The organism is Pseudomonas sp. GW821-FHT02C04, assembly GCF_059421845.1.
On sequence record NZ_JBWKVT010000002.1, the window covers coordinates 640295 to 658074 of the forward strand.

Annotated in this window: 16 protein-coding genes; 12 read left to right on the forward strand and 4 right to left on the reverse strand. The window is 62.2% G+C overall.

Annotated elements, in window-relative coordinates; genetic code table 11:
* From AC07VV_RS11080 to AC07VV_RS11105, 6 genes are read left to right on the forward strand one after another with little or no spacing between them, the layout of a single operon-like run.
* On the forward strand, window positions 1-1443 hold the full coding sequence (locus AC07VV_RS11080; protein WP_096817061.1) for a mannose-1-phosphate guanylyltransferase/mannose-6-phosphate isomerase: 1443 nt from the start codon (window positions 1-3) through the stop codon (window positions 1441-1443).
* The gene (locus AC07VV_RS11085) at window positions 1444-2241 is read left to right on the forward strand and encodes an ABC transporter permease (protein ID WP_495036241.1); all 798 of its coding nucleotides are present in this window, start codon (window positions 1444-1446) and stop codon (window positions 2239-2241) included.
* Entirely contained in the window at window positions 2241-3494 is a 1254-nt protein-coding gene (locus AC07VV_RS11090) for an ABC transporter ATP-binding protein (RefSeq protein ID WP_495036242.1), read from the forward strand. The genes AC07VV_RS11085 and AC07VV_RS11090 overlap by 1 nt, the downstream gene beginning before the upstream one ends.
* Window positions 3491-4858, forward strand: a complete 1368-nt coding sequence (locus AC07VV_RS11095) for a glycosyltransferase family 4 protein (protein ID WP_495036243.1) — start codon at window positions 3491-3493, stop codon at window positions 4856-4858. The genes AC07VV_RS11090 and AC07VV_RS11095 overlap by 4 nt, the downstream gene beginning before the upstream one ends.
* The gene (locus AC07VV_RS11100) at window positions 4842-5972 is read left to right on the forward strand and encodes a glycosyltransferase family 4 protein (protein WP_495036244.1); all 1131 of its coding nucleotides are present in this window, start codon (window positions 4842-4844) and stop codon (window positions 5970-5972) included. The genes AC07VV_RS11095 and AC07VV_RS11100 overlap by 17 nt, the downstream gene beginning before the upstream one ends.
* Window positions 5973-7103 (forward strand): glycosyltransferase family 4 protein, encoded by a 1131-nt coding sequence (locus AC07VV_RS11105; protein ID WP_495036245.1) that lies wholly within the window; start codon window positions 5973-5975, stop codon window positions 7101-7103.
* 4 nt (window positions 7104-7107) lie between these two features.
* Here the strand turns inward: AC07VV_RS11105 and AC07VV_RS11110 are convergent, their stop codons facing one another.
* The 3 genes from AC07VV_RS11110 to AC07VV_RS11120 form a co-directional block, all read right to left on the reverse strand.
* The gene (locus AC07VV_RS11110; protein ID WP_495036246.1) at window positions 7108-9138 is read right to left on the reverse strand and encodes a 2Fe-2S iron-sulfur cluster-binding protein; all 2031 of its coding nucleotides are present in this window, start codon (window positions 9136-9138) and stop codon (window positions 7108-7110) included.
* A 45-nt stretch (window positions 9139-9183) separates the two neighbouring features.
* Window positions 9184-9810 (reverse strand): glutathione S-transferase family protein, encoded by a 627-nt coding sequence (locus AC07VV_RS11115; protein WP_495036247.1) that lies wholly within the window; start codon window positions 9808-9810, stop codon window positions 9184-9186.
* 104 nt (window positions 9811-9914) lie between these two features.
* Window positions 9915-10841, reverse strand: coding sequence for a LysR family transcriptional regulator (locus AC07VV_RS11120; RefSeq protein ID WP_495036248.1), 927 nt, complete (start codon window positions 10839-10841; stop codon window positions 9915-9917).
* Window positions 10842-11069: 228 nt separating this feature from the next.
* Between AC07VV_RS11120 and AC07VV_RS11125 the strand changes: the two genes are divergently transcribed.
* From AC07VV_RS11125 to AC07VV_RS11150, 6 genes are all read left to right on the forward strand, one after another.
* Window positions 11070-11846 (forward strand): ABC transporter substrate-binding protein, encoded by a 777-nt coding sequence (locus AC07VV_RS11125; protein WP_495036249.1) that lies wholly within the window; start codon window positions 11070-11072, stop codon window positions 11844-11846.
* An 89-nt stretch (window positions 11847-11935) separates the two neighbouring features.
* On the forward strand, window positions 11936-12625 hold the full coding sequence (locus AC07VV_RS11130) for an ABC transporter permease (protein ID WP_096817045.1): 690 nt from the start codon (window positions 11936-11938) through the stop codon (window positions 12623-12625).
* A gap of 13 nt (window positions 12626-12638) precedes the next feature.
* The gene (locus AC07VV_RS11135) at window positions 12639-13337 is read left to right on the forward strand and encodes an ABC transporter permease (RefSeq protein ID WP_495036250.1); all 699 of its coding nucleotides are present in this window, start codon (window positions 12639-12641) and stop codon (window positions 13335-13337) included.
* Between the two features lie 9 nt (window positions 13338-13346).
* Window positions 13347-14459 carry a succinylglutamate desuccinylase/aspartoacylase family protein gene (locus AC07VV_RS11140; RefSeq protein ID WP_495036251.1) on the forward strand — a complete coding sequence of 371 codons (1113 nt, stop codon included), beginning with the start codon at window positions 13347-13349 and terminating at the stop codon, window positions 14457-14459.
* An 18-nt stretch (window positions 14460-14477) separates the two neighbouring features.
* Window positions 14478-15242 carry an ABC transporter ATP-binding protein gene (locus AC07VV_RS11145; protein ID WP_495036252.1) on the forward strand — a complete coding sequence of 255 codons (765 nt, stop codon included), beginning with the start codon at window positions 14478-14480 and terminating at the stop codon, window positions 15240-15242.
* 110 nt (window positions 15243-15352) lie between these two features.
* Window positions 15353-16261 (forward strand): MurR/RpiR family transcriptional regulator, encoded by a 909-nt coding sequence (locus AC07VV_RS11150; protein ID WP_495036253.1) that lies wholly within the window; start codon window positions 15353-15355, stop codon window positions 16259-16261.
* Between the two features lie 46 nt (window positions 16262-16307).
* On the opposite strand, the gene AC07VV_RS11155 is transcribed toward AC07VV_RS11150, so the two are convergent.
* Entirely contained in the window at window positions 16308-17714 is a 1407-nt protein-coding gene (locus AC07VV_RS11155) for an amino acid permease (protein ID WP_495036254.1), read from the reverse strand.
* Window positions 17715-17780: the final 66 nt, after the last annotated feature.

The following is a 17780-nucleotide window of genomic DNA, read 5'->3' on the forward strand; positions in this document are numbered from 1 at the left end:
ATGCTGATCCCCGTGATTCTGTCCGGCGGTGCCGGTACCCGTTTGTGGCCGGTGTCCCGCGAGGGCCACCCGAAGCCGTTCATGACCCTGCCCGACGGCCAGTCGCTGCTGGGCAAGACCTATCGGCGCGCCGCCGGCCTGCTGGACGGCTGGGGCGACATCGTCACGGTGACCAACCGCGAGTACTACTTCCAGAGCAAGGATCACTATCAGGCCGCGCGCCTGTCCCGGCATCGCGGGCACTTCCTGCTCGAGCCCACCGGGCGCAACACCGCCCCGGCCATCGCGGCTGCGGCGCTGGCACTGCAAGCCCTGCACGGCGACGAGGCGATCATGGTGGTGATGCCCGCCGACCACTTGATCGTCAACGAAGACGCGCTCAAGAGTGCGGTCGAACACGCGGTCAACCTGGCAAAGGACGGTTATCTGGTGACCTTCGGCGTAGTGCCGACCGCCCCGGAAACCGGCTTCGGCTACATCGAGACCGGGGCGCCGCTGGATGCCAGGGGCGCGGCCAAAGTGCAGCGTTTCGTGGAGAAACCCGACCTGCAAACCGCCACCCATTACCTGGAAAGCGGCAATTTCCTGTGGAACTCGGGGATGTTCTGTTTCTCCATTGCAACGCTGATCGCCGAACTGCAACTGCACGCTCCCGAACTGCTCGAACAGACCCGCACCTGCATGGCGGCAAGCGAGCCGCTGGAAACCACCGGTTACCTGCAACAGGAACTGTCACCGGCGCTGTTCGCCGAGATCACTGACATCTCCATCGACTACGCGTTGATGGAGCGCTCGGAAAAAGTCGTGGTCGTGCCCGCCAGTTTCGACTGGAGCGACATCGGTTCCTGGGGCGCCGTCGCGGCGCTGGTGCCGGCCGATGCCGACAACAACCGCGCGAGCGGCGAAGCGATCTTCATCGACAGCCGCAACAATTTCGTTCAAAGCGAAGGCCGGCTGGTGGCCGCCGTGGGTGTGGAAGACCTGATCGTCATCGACACCGCAGACGCCGTACTGGTGGCCCACGCCGACCGTGCGCAGGATGTACGGCGGGTGGCCAAGCAGCTCAAGGACAAATCCCACGAAGCCTATCGCCTGCATCGCACGGTCAGCCGTCCGTGGGGCACCTACACCGTGCTCGAGGAAGGCCCGCGCTTCAAGATCAAGCGCATCGTGGTCAAGCCCGGTGGCAAGCTCTCGTTGCAGATGCACCATCACCGCAACGAACACTGGGTGGTGGTCGAAGGCATGGCCAAGGTCACCAACAACGGCAGTGGCACCACACTGGTGGCGAAGAACGAATCGACGTTCATCGCCGCCGGCCACAAGCATCGTCTGGAAAACCCGGGCGTGATCGACCTGGTGATCATCGAAGTGCAAAGTGGCGAATACCTGGGAGAGGACGACATCGTCCGCTTCGAAGACCAATACGGCAGGACGGTGTGAATGCTGCTTTCCCTGTACCGCTCGCTGCACGACTATCGGGGTTTCATCCTCGGTAGCGTCAAGCGAGAGTTTCAAGCGCGGTATCGCAATTCACTGCTGGGTGCCTTGTGGCCAGTGTTCAATCCGCTGTCGATGATCATCGTTTACACCGTGATCTTTTCCCACATCATGCGCGCTCGCCTGCCGGGCGTGGATGACAGCATGGCCTACAGCATTTACCTCTGCGCCGGTCTGCTGGCATGGGGGCTGTTTTCCGAAATCACCCTGCGCAGCCAGAACATGTTTCTGGATAACGCCAACCTGCTGAAGAAAATCAGCTTCCCCAGAATCTGCCTGCCGGTGATTGTGCTCTGCAACGCCGCAATCAACTTTGCCATCATCATCGGCCTGTTCCTCGGGTTTCTGCTGATCACCGGGCGCTGGCCGGGCATGGCACTGCTGGCGCTGATCCCCCTTATTGCGCTGCAGATGATGTTCTGCGCAGGGCTGGGTATGGTCCTCGGCGTATTGAACGTTTTCTTTCGCGATGTCGGCCAGCTCTTCGCCATCTGCCTGCAATTCTGGTTCTGGCTGACGCCGATCGTGTACCCGATGAGCATCCTCCCGGAGTGGGTCCAGCGCCTGCTGCAACTCAACCCGTTGACCAACCTGATCGGCAGCTATCAGAACCTGTTCCTGTACGGGCAGTGGCCCGTCTGGAGCTCCCTGCTGCCGGTGTTCATTGCCGCGCTGGTGATGTGCCTGATCGGCCTGCGCCTGTTTCGCAGGCGCGTCGGTGAAATGGTGGATGAACTCTGATGGGGCATATTCGCGTGACCGGCCTGGGCAAGGCCTATAAACAATATCCGACACGCTGGAGTCGCCTGGCGGAATGGCTGATCCCGTTTTCCCCTCAGCGCCACCACCCGCATTGGGTGCTGCAGGATGTCGCTTTCGAGATCGCCCCCGGTGAGGCGGTGGGCATCGTCGGCGCCAACGGTGCGGGTAAAAGCACGTTGCTGAAGATGATCACCGGCACCACCCAACCCACCTGCGGCAAGATCGAGACTGAAGGTCGCGTCGCCGCATTGCTGGAGTTGGGCATGGGGTTTCACCCGGATTTTACCGGTCGCCAGAACGCGATCATGGCCGGGCAGCTGCTGGGCATGCAGGTCGACGAAATCGAAGCGTTGATGCCCGACATCGAACATTTCGCAGAAATCGGCGAGGCCATCGACCATCCCGTCCGCACCTACTCCAGCGGCATGCAGATGCGCCTGGCCTTCAGCGTCGCCACCGCACGGCGACCGGATATTCTGATCGTCGACGAAGCCCTGTCGGTGGGTGACTCCTACTTCCAGCACAAGAGCTTCGACCGCATCCGCAGCTTCCGCAAGGCTGGCACCACGTTGTTGATCGTGTCCCATGACCGCTTTGCGATCCAGTCGATCTGCGACTCGGCCATCCTGCTCAAGGATGGCCACATGGCCATGTACGACAAGCCGGAAGTGGTACTCGATTATTACAACGCCCTGATGGCCGAGCGCGAAGGCCAGGTCGTTCGTCAGGAAAAACTCACCGGCGGCGAAGTGCGGACCGTGTCCGGCACCGGTGAAGCCGTCATTCTCGGGGTGCGCCTGCTGGATGAACAGGAGCGATCCATCGATGCTGTCGAGGTCGGTCAGCCGGTGGTGCTGGAAGTGCAGGTCGAAGTACGCAGCGACATTGAACGACTGGTGCTCGGCTTTCTGATCAAGGATCGCCTGGGCATGATGATGTATGGCATCAATACCCATCGCCTCGACAAGGCACTGACGGATCTGCACGCCGGAGAGCGTTTCACCTATCGCTTTGCTTTCGTGATGGGACTGGGCAAGGGCAACTACTCGGTATCGCTGAGTCTTTCGCGCCTGGACTCTCATCTGGATCGAAACTTCGAGTGGCGCGACTATGGCCTGGTGTTTCATGTGATCAACGGCCGCCAGGAGGACTTTGTCGGCGGCTCGTGGCTCAACGCCAAGGCCTCGATAACCCGCGATGCCGGTGTTGCGCTGACAGAGCACACGCCATGACTCGCCTGCTGGTCGAATGCACCCACGTGTTCCGCCACCCGAAAGTCAATTCGGGGATTCAGCGGGTGGTGCGCAACGTCATCAAGCAATTGCCGCCGAGCGCTGAAGGGGTCGAGTGCGTGCCGGTGGTCTTGCTCAAGGGCAAGCTGTACCGCGTGACGCGCCTGGCGCCACTGGATTCGCCGCTGCTCAACGCCGTCGTCACGTTTGGCGAGCGCCTGGAGCGGCTGGCCCATCGTTTCTGGCAACTGCATCAGCGCCTCGACAGTCGTTGCCGGAGCAAGCTGACGCGACGCGCGCTATACGTCACCTACCGCCTGACATCATTCGGCCTGTTCGGTATCCCGCTTCGGCTGGTCGAGCTGGTCAACCGCTATCAGTTGCCCCAACGCTGCGAACCTTTGCAACACCAGCCCGGCGATCAACTGGTGTTGCTGGATTCCTCCTGGCACTCGGACTTTTTCCTGCATGCCGAACGGCTCAAACGCGAAGGCGTGGGCATCGTTGCGGTGATCTACGATCTGATTCCCCTGACTCACCCGCAGTTTTACGACACGCGGCTGGTGCAGGTTTTCAGCGAATGGTTCGACTGGATCACCCGCACCGCCGACGGCTACCTGGCGATTTCCGCCACGGTGCGCGATCAGGTTCGCGAAGAAGTGCAGCGCCGCCTCGGTTCGGCACAGGTCGAGAAATGCTGGTTCGACTACTTCCACTTGGGATCGGAGCTGGATCTGCAGAGCGTCGAGGCCGCCGTCGAGCCGCGCCTGGAACGTCTGTTCGCCACACCGGAGCCGGTGTTCCTGATGGTCAGCACCATCGAGCCGCGCAAGAACCACGACTATCTGCTGGATGCTTTCGAACGTGCCTGGGCGGCCGGTTCGAATGCTCGGCTGTGCATTGCCGGGCGCATCGGCTGGAAGTGCGACGCCCTGCTCGCCCGGGTGCGCAACCACGGCGAACTGAACCGGCGCCTGTTCATGTTCAACGACCTGAGCGACACCAGCCTGGAACACGCGTATGCCCATTCCAGCGCATTGGTGTTCCCGTCGTTCGTCGAAGGCTTCGGCCTGCCGCTGGTGGAAGCCATGCAGCGCGGATTGCCGGCGATGGGCAGCGATATCGCGGTGTTCCGTGAGATCGGCGGCGAGTTCATGGCCTATTTCGATTTGCAGGACCCGCAATGCCTCGCCGACCTGGTGATCGCCTTCGAGCGCAGCGGCCAATTCCCCGTTGCCCGCAATGTGGCCGACTGGCAATGGATCGGCTGGCGCGAAGCCAGTCAGCAACTGGCCGAACGCACCGCACGCCACGTGCTGCAAGCGCCCGCGGCGCAAGCGAGGTCCCATGCGCATAGCCCTTAACGCGCGGATTCTCCAGGCACCGCGCACCGGAATCGGCCACTACGTCGCCGAACTGGTGAATGCCCTGCACACCGAGACCGATATCGACGTGGCGCTGTTCCACGGCTGGGGCTGGAGTTCGCAGTTGCCGGAAGCGGCAATGCCCGGTTACTCGCGCCTGACCCCAATGCTGCGCAAGATCCCCGGCGCCTATCAAGCCCGCCGCTGGCTGGAGCAGAAACGCTTCGATCAGGGCCGCACGCCCGACATCGACCTTTACCACGAACCGAGCCTGTGGCCGCTGGCCTTCGACGGCCCGACCGTGATCACCCTGCACGACCTGACGCACCTGCATTTCCCGGACACCCAGCCGCAGGCACGACTCAGGGAAATCGAACGTCGGCTAGCCGACGGCATCCGGCAGGCGCGGGTGATTCTGACCGACTCGCAAGCCATCGCCGACGAAGCCCAAGACTATTTCGGACTGCCCGCCGAACGCTTCGTGGTGGCGCCCCTGGGTGTCGCCGAGCGCTTTCATCCGCGCGAGCCGCAAGCCATCGACGCGGTGCTCAAGGCCCATGCCGTGGAGGCGCGGGAGTATTTCCTGTGTGTCGGCACCCTGGAGCCGCGCAAGAACCTGAACCTGGCCCTGCGCGCCCACGCGCTATTGCCCGAAGCCGTGCGCCAGCGCTTCCCGCTGTTGATCGTCGGCATGGCCGGCTGGCAGCGCGAACAATTCAGTGACGAATTGCGTCAGGCCCTGGCCAGCGGTCATGTGTGCCTGCTCGGCTACTTGCCGGATGAGCAGGTCGCGCAATTGCTGGCCGGCGCCCGGGCGCTGGTTTTCCCCTCGTTGTATGAAGGTTTTGGCCTGCCGGTGCTGGAAGCGATGGCCAGTGGCACGCCCGTGGTGGTCACCCGATCTTCGGCGATGCCGGAAGTCGCGGGTGCCGCCGGCAACTATATTGAAGCTGACGATGCAGAAGGCTTGCGCGATGCGCTGAGCCGCCTGATCGACGATCAAGTGCATTGGCAGGCATGCCGAGAAGCCGGATTGCAGCAGGCACGGCTTTTTTCCTGGAAGCGTTGCGCGCAGGCCACGGCCGGCGCCTACCGCCAGGCTTTGGGAGGTTGAATGCGAGTTCTTCATTTTTTCAAGACGTACCTGCCTGACTCGGTCGGCGGCATCGAGCAAGTGATCTTCCAGCTCTGCGAAAGCGGCGCCCAGCATGGTATCGAAGGCCAGGTGCTGACCCTCAGCGCCAATCCCGAGCCGGCGGTGCTGCAACTGGGCCAGCACGAAGTGCATCGCGCCAGGCTCGACATCCAATTCGCCTCCACCGGTTTTTCCTGGAGCGTGTTCAAACAGTTTCGTGAACTGGCCGCCGAAGCCGACGTGATCAACTATCACTTCCCGTGGCCGTTCATGGACCTGGTGCATTTCGCCAGCGGCATGAACAAACCGAGTGTGGTGACCTATCACTCGGACATCATTCGCCAGAAGAACCTGCTCAAACTCTATCGTCCGCTGATGAACCGTTTTCTCGCCAGCGCCGACCGTATTGTCGCGGCCTCGCCAAACTACCTGCACACCAGCGATGTGCTGCAGCAGTTCCAGGACAAGACCCGCGTCATCCCCTACGGCTTGAACAAGGCCGGTTATCCACAACCCGACGTCGAGCGCATGAACCGCTGGCGCCAGCAGCTTGGGGATAAGTTTTTCCTGTTCGTCGGGGTGATGCGCTATTACAAAGGCCTGCACATCCTGCTCGAAGCCTTGAAAGACGTGGACTACCCGGTGGTGATCGTCGGCGCCGGCCCGCTGGAGCAGGAACTGCACGCCCAGGCCGCTGCGCTGGGGCTGCGCAATATTCACTTCCTCGGACGCCTGAGCGATGAAGACAAGGTCGCCCTGCTGCAATTGAGCTACGCCATCGTCTTCCCGTCGCACCTGCGCTCGGAAGCGTTCGGCATTTCGCTGCTGGAAGGCGCGATGTACGGCAAGCCGATGATCTCCAGCGAGATCGGCACCGGCACCAGCTACATCAATATCCACAACGAAACCGGGCTGGTCGTGCCGCCAAGTCATCCACAGGCGTTTCGCGAAGCGATGCGCACCCTGTGGGAAAACCCGACTCGCGCCGCTGAAATGGGCGTCAAGGCTGAAGCCCGTTACCGGCAGTTATTCACAGCCGACGAAATGGGCCGCAAGTGGACGGCGCTGTATCAGGAACTGCTGGAGGAAAAGGCGCTGTCCTACGCCTGATCCTCTACAGATCCAGCACCAGCGGCTGGGCACTTTGCGCCGGCACCGCACAGCAGATCAGCACTTGTCCTTCCTCCGGCAATTCGGCCGGGGGCTGTGGATAATTCACCGCGCCGCTGATCAGCCGCGTCTTGCAGGTGCCGCACGAACCACCCCGACAGCTGAACTCGGGACGCAAGCCACGACTTTCCGCCAGCTCCAGCAGGCTGCCGCCATCGGGCTGCCACCGCGCTTCCTTGGCCGAACGCTCGAAGACCACCGGCACCGAGGTGGTGGCCGCCGGCAATTGTTCGATCACGATGGCGTCCGGATCGGCCTGGCGCTTGAGGGTCGAGGGGCCAAAGGTTTCGGCGTGGATCTGGTCGTCGCGCACGTCCAGTTCACGCAAGCTGTCGTAAAGGCCTTGGGTAAAACCGCCGGGGCCGCAGAGCACAAAGTCGATCTGATCAAAGTCCTCGACGTCCAGCAGGTTCCTCAGCAATGAGCCGTCGATGCGCCCGTGCAGGTCGTAATCCTCGCCTTCCACCAGATCGGGCTCCGGCTGGCTGAGCAGGCGCAACACCCGCACCGCATCGCCGGCGTCCTCCAACAAGCGGTCCAGCTCCGCGCGAAACGGTTGGTCGGCAAGACTGCGAGAACTCTGGATCAGCCAGGTCGGACGAATCCGCCGGGTGCGCAGGCCCTGATACACCACCTCACGCAACATCGACAGCAACGGCGTGATCCCGACCCCGGCCGCCAGCAGCACCAAGGGCCGACGCTCCAGCGGTGCCACGGTGAAATGCCCTTGAGGCGAGCGCGCCTCCAGTACATCACCGACGCGCACCTGATCGTGCAGATGCGTCGATATCCGCCCTTCACGTTTCACGCTGATCCGGAAGAAGTCGTCGGATGGCGCACCCGACAGACTGTAGGTGCGGATGTACACCTCGCCATCGAGGGTGAAACGCAACGGCAGATGCTGCCCGGCCTGGAACACCGGCAAACCGGCCCCATCCACGGGTTCGAGGTAGAACGAACGAATGTGCTGGCTCTGCGCTTCAATCCGCGTCACCCGCAACGGCCGCCAGCTGTCACCCAGAGCCTGGGCTTGCAAACGTGCATCAGCCTGAGCCCAGGTGCCGGTCAGCAGACTGGTCGGCGACATGCCGTCGAAGCGCCAGCGCAGGGCCAACGCACCCGGACGCCGCACCGCTTTTTCCACCTCGAACGTCCACAACCGCTCGGCGCCCTGAAAGGCTGCGATCTGCGGCCCGTCGAGAATGACCTCGGTGCGGCCGCTGAGCTGCAACAGATCGCCTGTGGAAAAGTCGATGAACAACAAGCCGGCCCGGGGATTGAGCAACAGGTTGCCGAGGGTGTTGAAGTGCAGGTTGCCGGCAAAATCCGGGATGGTCAGGCGATTGCCTTCCACCCGCACGAAACCGGCCTGGCCGCCACGGTGGGAAACATCCACCGAACGCTCGCCGTCGACATCGACGTAACTGGCGACGAAGAAGGTGTCGGCTGTTTCGATCAGCGCGACCGCCGCGTCATCCAGCCCATCGAAATGCTCGGCACGCCGGGTTTGCGGGTCTGCCAGCGGCACCCGCTGGAACTGGCGCAACTGAATGTACTGCGGGCAGTTGCCGAAGGACTGATCGACCGTCAAGTCGAAGCCGCTCGTACCCAGGTTGCCAATGTGGCCGTTGAGGCGATTGCGCCGACGGGTGTGCAACTCGATGCCGAGCAGGCCGATGGCCGCACCGGCCTGCAACTGCGCCGGGTCATCGGTGGCGGGCAGATTCTCGAAGTGCAATTGCGTCGGTTCGGGAGAGTGAGCGAAACCCGGCTCGCCCTCCAGCACACTGGCCCATGGGCGGCCATCGGCATCCACCGCGCCGAACAGCATGAAGGGTAATTGCTGATAGAACTGACGGTGCTGATCCGGCATCCAGGTGCGAATCACCTTACGACCGAATTCCTCCATGCGCTCGGCAACGCCGACCTGCGCTTGCAGTTGTCGCTCGCCGGCGTGCCAGGGTGAACGTTCCATGACGACCTCTCCCCCACGCCAGCGGCGCAGTCTGGATGGTGAACCTCAGGCGCTGGTTTGCAGACCGGCGACGGTACGTGGCATGCCGATGAAACCGGGCAATGCTTCAACCCGCGCCAGCCAGGCGCGCACGTTGGCATAGTCGTCCAGCGACACATTGCCTTCCGGCGCATGAGCGATGTAGCTGTAGGCCGAGACGTCAGCGATGGTCGGCTCGTTTCCGACCAGATACGGGGTCTTGCCCAGTTCCAGATCCATCACCTTCAGCAGGTTGTGCGCACGGGTGATCGCTTCATCGGCGTTGAGTTTCGCCCCGAACACCGTCACCAGCCGCGCCGCCGCCGGGCCAAAGGCAATCGGCCCGGCCGCTGCCGACAGCCAGCGCTGGACGAGCGCCGCGCCGACCGGGTCGCTCGGCAGCCAGCGACCGTTGCCGTACTTCTGCGCCAGATACACCAGAATCGCATTGGAATCGGCCAGCACCACGCCGTTGTCATCAATGGCCGGCACTTGCCCGAAGCTGTTGATCGCCAGGTAGTCGGGTTGTTTGTGCTCGCCCTTGGCCAGGTCGACGAAGATCAGTTCGGTCGGCAGTTGCAACAGGGACAGCATCAGCTCGACCCGGTGGGCGTGGCCGGAACGCGGGAAGTTGTAGAGTTTGATCGCTTGCATGGTCGACTCCGCAGGGCTTAGGTGCCGCTCAGGAGGGTCGGCGGCCGTGGCAGCCATCTTCCACCTATCGCGAAAACAACAGAATCACCAGCAAACGCAATCCATTATTTCTCTGGATGAAATAACGCCGCGTTTTTCAAGGCCGGATGCTCACGCAAGGCGCTCACGGTGTAATCGACAAAACTGCGCACCCGGGCCGGCGCCTTGCGCCCGCCCTGATACACCACGTGGATCGGCAAGGGCGGCAACTCGTACTCGGCGAGAACGATTTCCAGCTCACCGGAGGCGATCTTGCCGGCAACCTGATAAGACAGCACCCGGGTCAGCCCAAGTCCCAGGCAAGCGGCCGCAATCGCGGCCTGATTGGCGGTGACCACCAGCCGAGGCTCGGGCCTGACACTCAAGGGTTCACCGTCTTCCAGGAACGGCCAACTGCGCAGCTGGCCGATGGCTGAAGTCGCCACCACCGGCGCGCCCGCCAGCGCTTGTGGATGGGTTGGCCGACCGTGAACGGCAAAATACCCAGGCGAGCCGCAGATCACCCGGCGCACCTCACCGACCCGGATCGCATGCTGATTACTGTCCGGCAAATCACCGATGCGGATCGCCACATCGACCCCTTCCTCGACCATGCTCACCATGCGATCCAGCAGCAAGGCGTTGATGGAAACGTCCGGGTACTGCGTCAGATAACCCGCCATCACCGGTGTTACAAACAGCTCGCCGAACAATACCGGCGCGGTCACCGTCAATTGCCCACGGGGCTGGGTGTGGCTGCCGGCGGCGGAGTCTTCCGCTTCCTGCACCTCGGCAAGAATCCTCCGACAGTCTTCCAGGTAACGCTGGCCCGCCTCGCTCAGATGCACGCTGCGGGTGGTGCGAATCAGCAATTGCGTACCGATCCGCTGCTCCAGCGCCGCCACCGCCCGGGTGACGCTGGCCGCCGACAGACCCAAGCGCCGCGCCGCCGCGGAAAAACCCTGTTCCTGCGCAACGGCCGCGAAGACCTGCATTTCCTGGAAGCGATCCATGGTGTCCCCGAAGTGGATGAAAAACCGCCTCGCATTATAGGCAGCACCCGCTCATCAACGGGCGAGGCGAACGACCGTCGATCCAGAATTGATATTTTTATTTTCAGTTATCTTGATGAATGATTTATTTCGTGTCATTTATAGCCTCGCCGATCACAGGAATGATCCAGCGCGCCATTCAGGATGGCGGGCACCTGTTTTCCTAACGCCCTCCCAGGAGTCGACAAAATGAACAAGACAGAACTTCTAGGTGCTCTGGCGCTGTGCGCATTCAGCTTCATGGCCCATGCCGATGAAGACAGCCTGCGTATCGGTATCGAAGCCGCCTACCCACCCTTTTCCTACAAAACGCCGGAAGGCAATGTCAGCGGCTTCGACTACGACATCGGCAACGCCTTGTGCGAAGAGATGAAGGTCAAGTGCGAGTGGGTGATTCAGGAGTTCGACGGCATGATTCCGTCGCTCAAGGTGCGCAAGATCGACGCCGTGCTGTCGTCGATGTCGATCACCGAAGACCGGATGAAGTCGGTCGACTTCAGCAAAAAGTACTACCACACGCCGGGCAAGTTCGCGATGAAGGCCGGCAGCGTGATCAACGACCCGCTGGTGGACCTCAAAGGCAAGAAACTCGGCGTGCAACGCTCATCGACCTATGACCGGTTTGCCTCCGAGCAACTGGAAAAGGCCGGCGTCGTCGTGGTGCGCTACGGCTCGCAGAACGAAGCCTTCCTCGACCTCGCTTCGGGTCGCCTGGACGCCACCCTCGCCGACATCGTCAACACCGATGAAAGCTTCATCAAGACACCCGCCGGACAAGGTTTCGCCCTGACCGGGCCGGACATCAACGACCCGAAATACTTCGGTCGCGGCGCCGGGATCGCGGTGCGCAAGGGTGACGTCGCCAACACGGCGCGCCTGAACGCGGCGATCGACGCCATCCGCGCCAGCGGCAAATACCAGCAAGTGATGGCCAGGTATTTCGCCTTCGATATCTACGGCGAATAAACCGTCGCCTCCGCCCGGCGCCGGCCCGCTGCAGGCGCCCTTCGGGCTTGTCTTGCGCGCCTTCGGGCGCACGCTTGAGGAACTTCATCATGCTCCACGGCTACGGATCGAGCATTCTCGATGGTGCCTGGCTGACCATCAACCTGGCCCTGACCTCCATGTCCCTGGCCATTGCCCTGGGCCTGATCGGCGCGGCGTTTCGCCTGTCGCCGCTCAAATGGCTGGCCATGCTCGGGGAAGGCTATACCACCCTGATTCGCGGCATTCCCGATCTGGTGCTGATCCTGCTGATCTTCTATGGCGGCCAGGATCTGGTGAACCGCATCGCACTTGCGTGCGGTTACACCCGCTACATCGACATCAATCCCTTCATCGCCGGCGTCTGCACCATGGGCTTCATTTTTGGTGCCTATCTCTCGGAAACCTTTCGCGGTGCCTTCATGGCCATCCCCAAAGGTCAGGCAGAAGCCGGTGCGGCCTACGGCATGCGCGGCACGCAAGTGTTCTGGCGGATTCTGGTGCCGCAGATGATCCGTTTCGCCATTCCGGGATTCACCAACAACTGGCTGGTGCTGACCAAATCCACTGCGCTGATTTCGGTCATCGGCCTGCAGGACATGATGTTCAAGGCCAAGAACGCCGCCGACGCCACCCATGAGCCGTTCACGTTTTTCATCGCGGTGGCGGCGCTTTACCTGATGCTCACCAGCGTGTCGCTGCTGGTGCTGCGTGCTCTGGAAAAACACTATTCGGTCGGCATCAAAGCCGCCGAGTTGTGAGGAGAACCTGCCGATGATTCTCGACTACAACCTGATCTGGGAAAACCTGCCGCTGTATTTCGACGGCGCCTTGTTGACCCTCAAAGTCCTGCTCATTTCCCTGGGCCTGGGGCTGGTCCTGGCGGTTCCGCTGGCGCTGATGCGGGTGTCGCGTTCGCCGCTGCTCAGCTTCCCGGCGTGGCTCTACACCTACGTGATTCGCGGCACGCCGATGCTGGTGCAACTGTTCCTGATCTATTACGGCCTGGCGCAGTTCGAATCGGTACGTCAAAGCGTGCTCTGGCCTTACCTCTCCAGCGCCACGTTCTGTGCCTGCCTGGCGTTCGCCATCAATACCAGCGCCTACAGCGCGGAGTTGCTGGCGGGCAGCCTGAAGTCCACGTCTCACGGCGAAATCGAAGCCGCCCGGGCGATGGGCATGTCCCGCCTGACCCTGTACCGCCGCATCTTGCTGCCCTCAGCCTTGCGCCGGGCATTGCCGCAGTACAGCAACGAAGTGTTGATGATGCTGCAAACCACCAGCCTGGCCTCCATCGTCACGCTGGTGGATATCACCGGCGCGGCGCGCACGGTGAGCTCGCGGTTCTATATGCCGTTCGAAGCGTTCATCACCGCCGGCCTCGTCTACCTCGCCCTGACTTTCATTCTGGTGCGCCTGTTCAAGCTGGCCGAACGCCGCTGGCTGGCCTACCAGGCACCGCGCAAGCACTAAGGAGCTGACATGGAAAAGATTCAATACCTGTTGCCGTGGAGCGCTTCGGGCACCGAACGGACACTGTCGGTGTTCCGGTTTGGCGCCGGCCCGCGCAAGGCGTACATCCAGGCCTCCCTGCATGCCGACGAGCTGCCGGGGATGCGCGTGGCCGTCGAGCTCAAGCGCCGCCTGCTGGAACTGGAAGCACAAGGCCGCCTGAACGGTGTGATCGAGCTGGTGCCGATGGCCAACCCGATCGGCATCGCCCAGATGTTCCAGGCCACCCATCAAGGTCGCTTCGAGTTCGCCAGCGGCAAGAACTTCAATCGCGACTTCCCGGAGCTGGCCGAAGCCGTGGCGCCATTGCTCAAAGGTCGGTTGGGCGATGACGCCGACGCCAACGTCGCGCTGATCCGCCGCGCCTTGATCGACACCCTCGCCGACATGCCGCCACCGACCTCGGAACTCGATGGCCTGCGTCGCCTGTTGCTGCAACATGCCTGCGACGCCGATGTGGTGCTCGACCTGCACTGCGATTTCGAGTCGGTAATGTTGCTCTACACCATGCCGCAACACTGGGGACGCCTGCATTCACTGGCCGCACGCCTCGGTGCCGAGGTCACGTTGCTGGCCGAAGACGCTGGCGGCAGTGCTTTCGACGAGGCCTGTGCGGTGCCGTGGCTGCGTCTGACCGAGCTGTTCCCGGAAGCCAACATTCCCTTGGCCTGCGCGGCGACCACCATCGAATTGCGCGGCATGGCCGACACCGAACGCGAGCAATGCACCCACAGTGCGCAGGCGATTCTCGGCTACCTCGCCGAACAGGGATTGATCAACGGTGAATGGCCGCCAGCGCCGTCGAGTCGTTGCGAAGCGATGCCGTTCGCCGGCGCGCAGTACGCCTGTGCGCCGCATCCGGGCGTGGTCAGTTTCCTGCAACCGCTGGGGGCGCGGGTCAAGGTCGGCGATCCGCTGTTCGAAGTCCATGACCCGCTCAACGACCGCCACAGCATTGTCCGCGCCTGCACCGACGGCGTGCTCTATGCCCGCGAACGCCTGCGCTTTGCCCAGCCCGGCCTGTGGCTGGCCAAGGTCGCCGGTTTCACCCCTATTCGCCAAGGCCGCTTGCTCAGCGACTGATGCCAGAGAGTTCACACCATGTACAAACTTGAAATTCAGGACCTGCACAAAAGCTACGGCGCCCACCAGGTGCTCAAAGGCGTGTCCCTGCGGGCCCAGGCCGGTGACGTGATCAGCATCATTGGCTCCAGTGGTTCGGGCAAAAGCACCTTCCTGCGTTGCATCAACCTGCTGGAACAACCCAACGCCGGCAGCATCGTGCTCAATGGCGAACCGCTGAAACTGGTGGCCAACAAACTGGGCGGGCTCAAGGCTGCCGAACCTCGGCAGTTGCAACGCATGCGCTCACGGTTGTCGATGGTGTTTCAGCACTTCAACCTGTGGTCGCACATGAGCGCCCTGGAGAACGTCATGGAAGCCCCGGTGCATGTGCTGGGTGTGGGCAAGAAAGAGGCCCGGGAAAAGGCCGAGCACTATTTGAACAAAGTCGGCGTGGCGCATCGCAAGGATGCCTGGCCCGCCCACATGTCGGGTGGCGAACAGCAGCGTGTGGCGATTGCCCGCGCACTGGCCATGGAACCGGAAGTGATGCTGTTCGACGAGCCGACTTCGGCGCTCGATCCCGAACTGGTGGGTGAAGTGCTAAGGGTCATGCAGGATCTCGCTCTGGAGGGCCGCACCATGGTGGTCGTGACCCACGAAATGGGCTTCGCCCGCGAGGTGTCCAATCAATTGGTGTTCCTGCACAAAGGGCTGGTCGAGGAGCGCGGGGATCCACGTGAAGTTCTGGTCAATCCGCAGTCAGAACGCCTCCAGCAGTTTCTGGCCGGGAGCCTGAAGTAAGCCCGACCGCTTCGCTCGGCGTTGTCCTGCAACGGTTGGCTTCGGATACACTCCAGCCAACCTTGTCAGGCGCAGCCCTTCTCTCACTTTCAGGAACTGTTGATCCGGATATGCCCAGCCCATCGAAAGACACCACGGTCTACGCCGCACCGGTCATGCGCAAACTGGCGGAAATCGTTGCCGATTTGCCGCCGTCGCTGCGCAAGGTGGCTGACTTCATCCTGCGTCATCCACTGAAAGCCGCGACGCTGACGATCGAAGAAATGGCCCACGAAACATCGACCTCGCCCGCCGCCGTCAACCGACTGGCCAAGGCGATGGACCTCGGTGGTTATATGGGCATGAGGGCTGAACTGGTAGCGACGTTGCAGCAGATGGTGTCGCCGGTCGACAAGCTGCGCAATGAACTGGCTCATCGTCCGGGCGGAGCGTTCGGCCTGCATGAACAGATCGAGAGCGCCAGCAGCAACCTGGCCACGGCGGCGACCAACAACCATGCCGAAGCCTTCGAAGCGTTCGTCACCCGGCTGACCACTGCGCGCAAGATCTACATCCTCGGGTTCGGCAACAGCGTCTACTTCGCCGGCCTCGCCGCCTCGACCCTGATGCCGTTCTGCGCCGACGCCACCGCCATCAGCATGGAGGGCGGCAACGAAAACGCCGCGTACCGACTGGCCGCGATTACCGATCAGGATGTGTTGCTGGCGATTTCCCTGCCGCGCTATTCCCTCGACACCCTGCAACTGGCGCGATTCGCCAACCAACGCGGTGCGTCGGTACTGGCCATCACTGATTCACCGGCCTCGCCGCTCACCGGCATTGCCGAGCATGTGCTGTTTGCACCCTGCGATCATCCGGTGCTGACCAGCTCCAACGTGGCCATGCTGGCATTGATCGAGGGACTGGTCGCGGGCGTAATGGCGCGCAACAAGGAAGCGGTCAAACTGGCGACCGAGCTGACCGAAAGCGTGATGTCTTACCTGCACATCCCCAACGGCAGCAAATCGCCGAAGAAGTGATGCGTGAAGGGGACGCCGGCAAATCCCGGACGCCCCTTCGATCAGATCAAGGCTGAGAAACGGGCTGATCGCTGGTCACCCGCGCAGCCTCCCCGGCCGCCGGTTTGACCCACGTCAGATAAGCCAGCACCAGCAACACGATCCAGACCACGCCGACGATCAATGCAGCCTGAGTGTCCGGGAAGTAACCCAGCACGCCGAACACGAACAGCATGAAGGCGATCGCCGCGATCGGTGCATACGGCCAGAACGGTACCGGGAATTTCAGTTGCGCCACCTGCTCGGCCGTCATGGAACGACGCATGGCCACCTGGGTGAACAGAATCATCAGCCAGACCCACACCGTGGCGAAGGTCGCGATGGAAGCGATCAGCAGGAACACGTTTTCCGGGATCAGGTAGTTCAGCAACACGCCCAGCAGCAGCGCGCAGCTCATCACAATCACCGTCAGCCACGGCACGCCATTGCGTGACAGCTGAGCGAAGCCTTTCGGCGCATGCCCTTGTTGAGCCAGGCCGTACATCATGCGGCCCGCACCGAAAATGTCGCTGTTGATGGCCGACACCGCCGCCGAGATCACCACAATGTTCAGAATCGTGGCCGCCGAGCTGATGCCCAGGTGGTCAAAAATCTGCACGAACGGGCTGCCCTGGCTGCCAATCTGCTGCCACGGGAAGATCGACATCAGCACCAGCATCGTCAGCACATAGAACAGCAGGATGCGCAGCGGCACGGCGTTGATCGCCTTGGGCAGCACACGGTGCGGGTCCTTGGCTTCACCTGCAGTCACACCGATGATTTCGATACCACCGAAGGCAAACATCACCACCGCAAACGAGGCGATCAGGCCACCTATGCCATTGGGCATGAAACCGCCCTGGGTCCACAGGTTGCTGATATCGGTCGCCTGACCGGGAGCCGTGCTGATACCGAACAACATGATGCCGAAGCCGCCGAGGATCATCGCGACGATAGCCGCGACCTTGAGCAACGACAGCCAGAACTCCATTTCACCAAAGACTTTGACGTTGCACAGGTTCAGGCCGCCGACCACCGAAACGATGCCCAGCACCCAGATCCAGCGCGAGACTTCCGGAAACCAGAACCCCATGTAGATGCCGAACGCCGTCACATCGGCCATGCCGACGATGACCATTTCGAACGCGTAGGTCCAACCGAGGATGAAGCCCGCCATCGGGCCGAGATAGGTGCTCGCGTAATGCCCGAACGAGCCGGCGACCGGGTTGTGCACCGCCATCTCGCCCAGGGCGCGCATGACCATGAACACCGCCGCGCCACCGATCAGGTAAGCGAGCAGAACCGCAGGACCGGCCATCTGGATGGCCGAGGCAGAACCGTAGAACAACCCGGTACCGATTGCGGATCCCAGGGCCATGAAGCGAATGTGTCGGGCCGAAAGCCCGCGTTTCAAACCTTTTGCTGGCTGCTGCATTTTTCGTCCTTATTTATTGTTATTCGACGCAAAAATCGAAACGCCAACAGGCCGGCCTCCACGCAG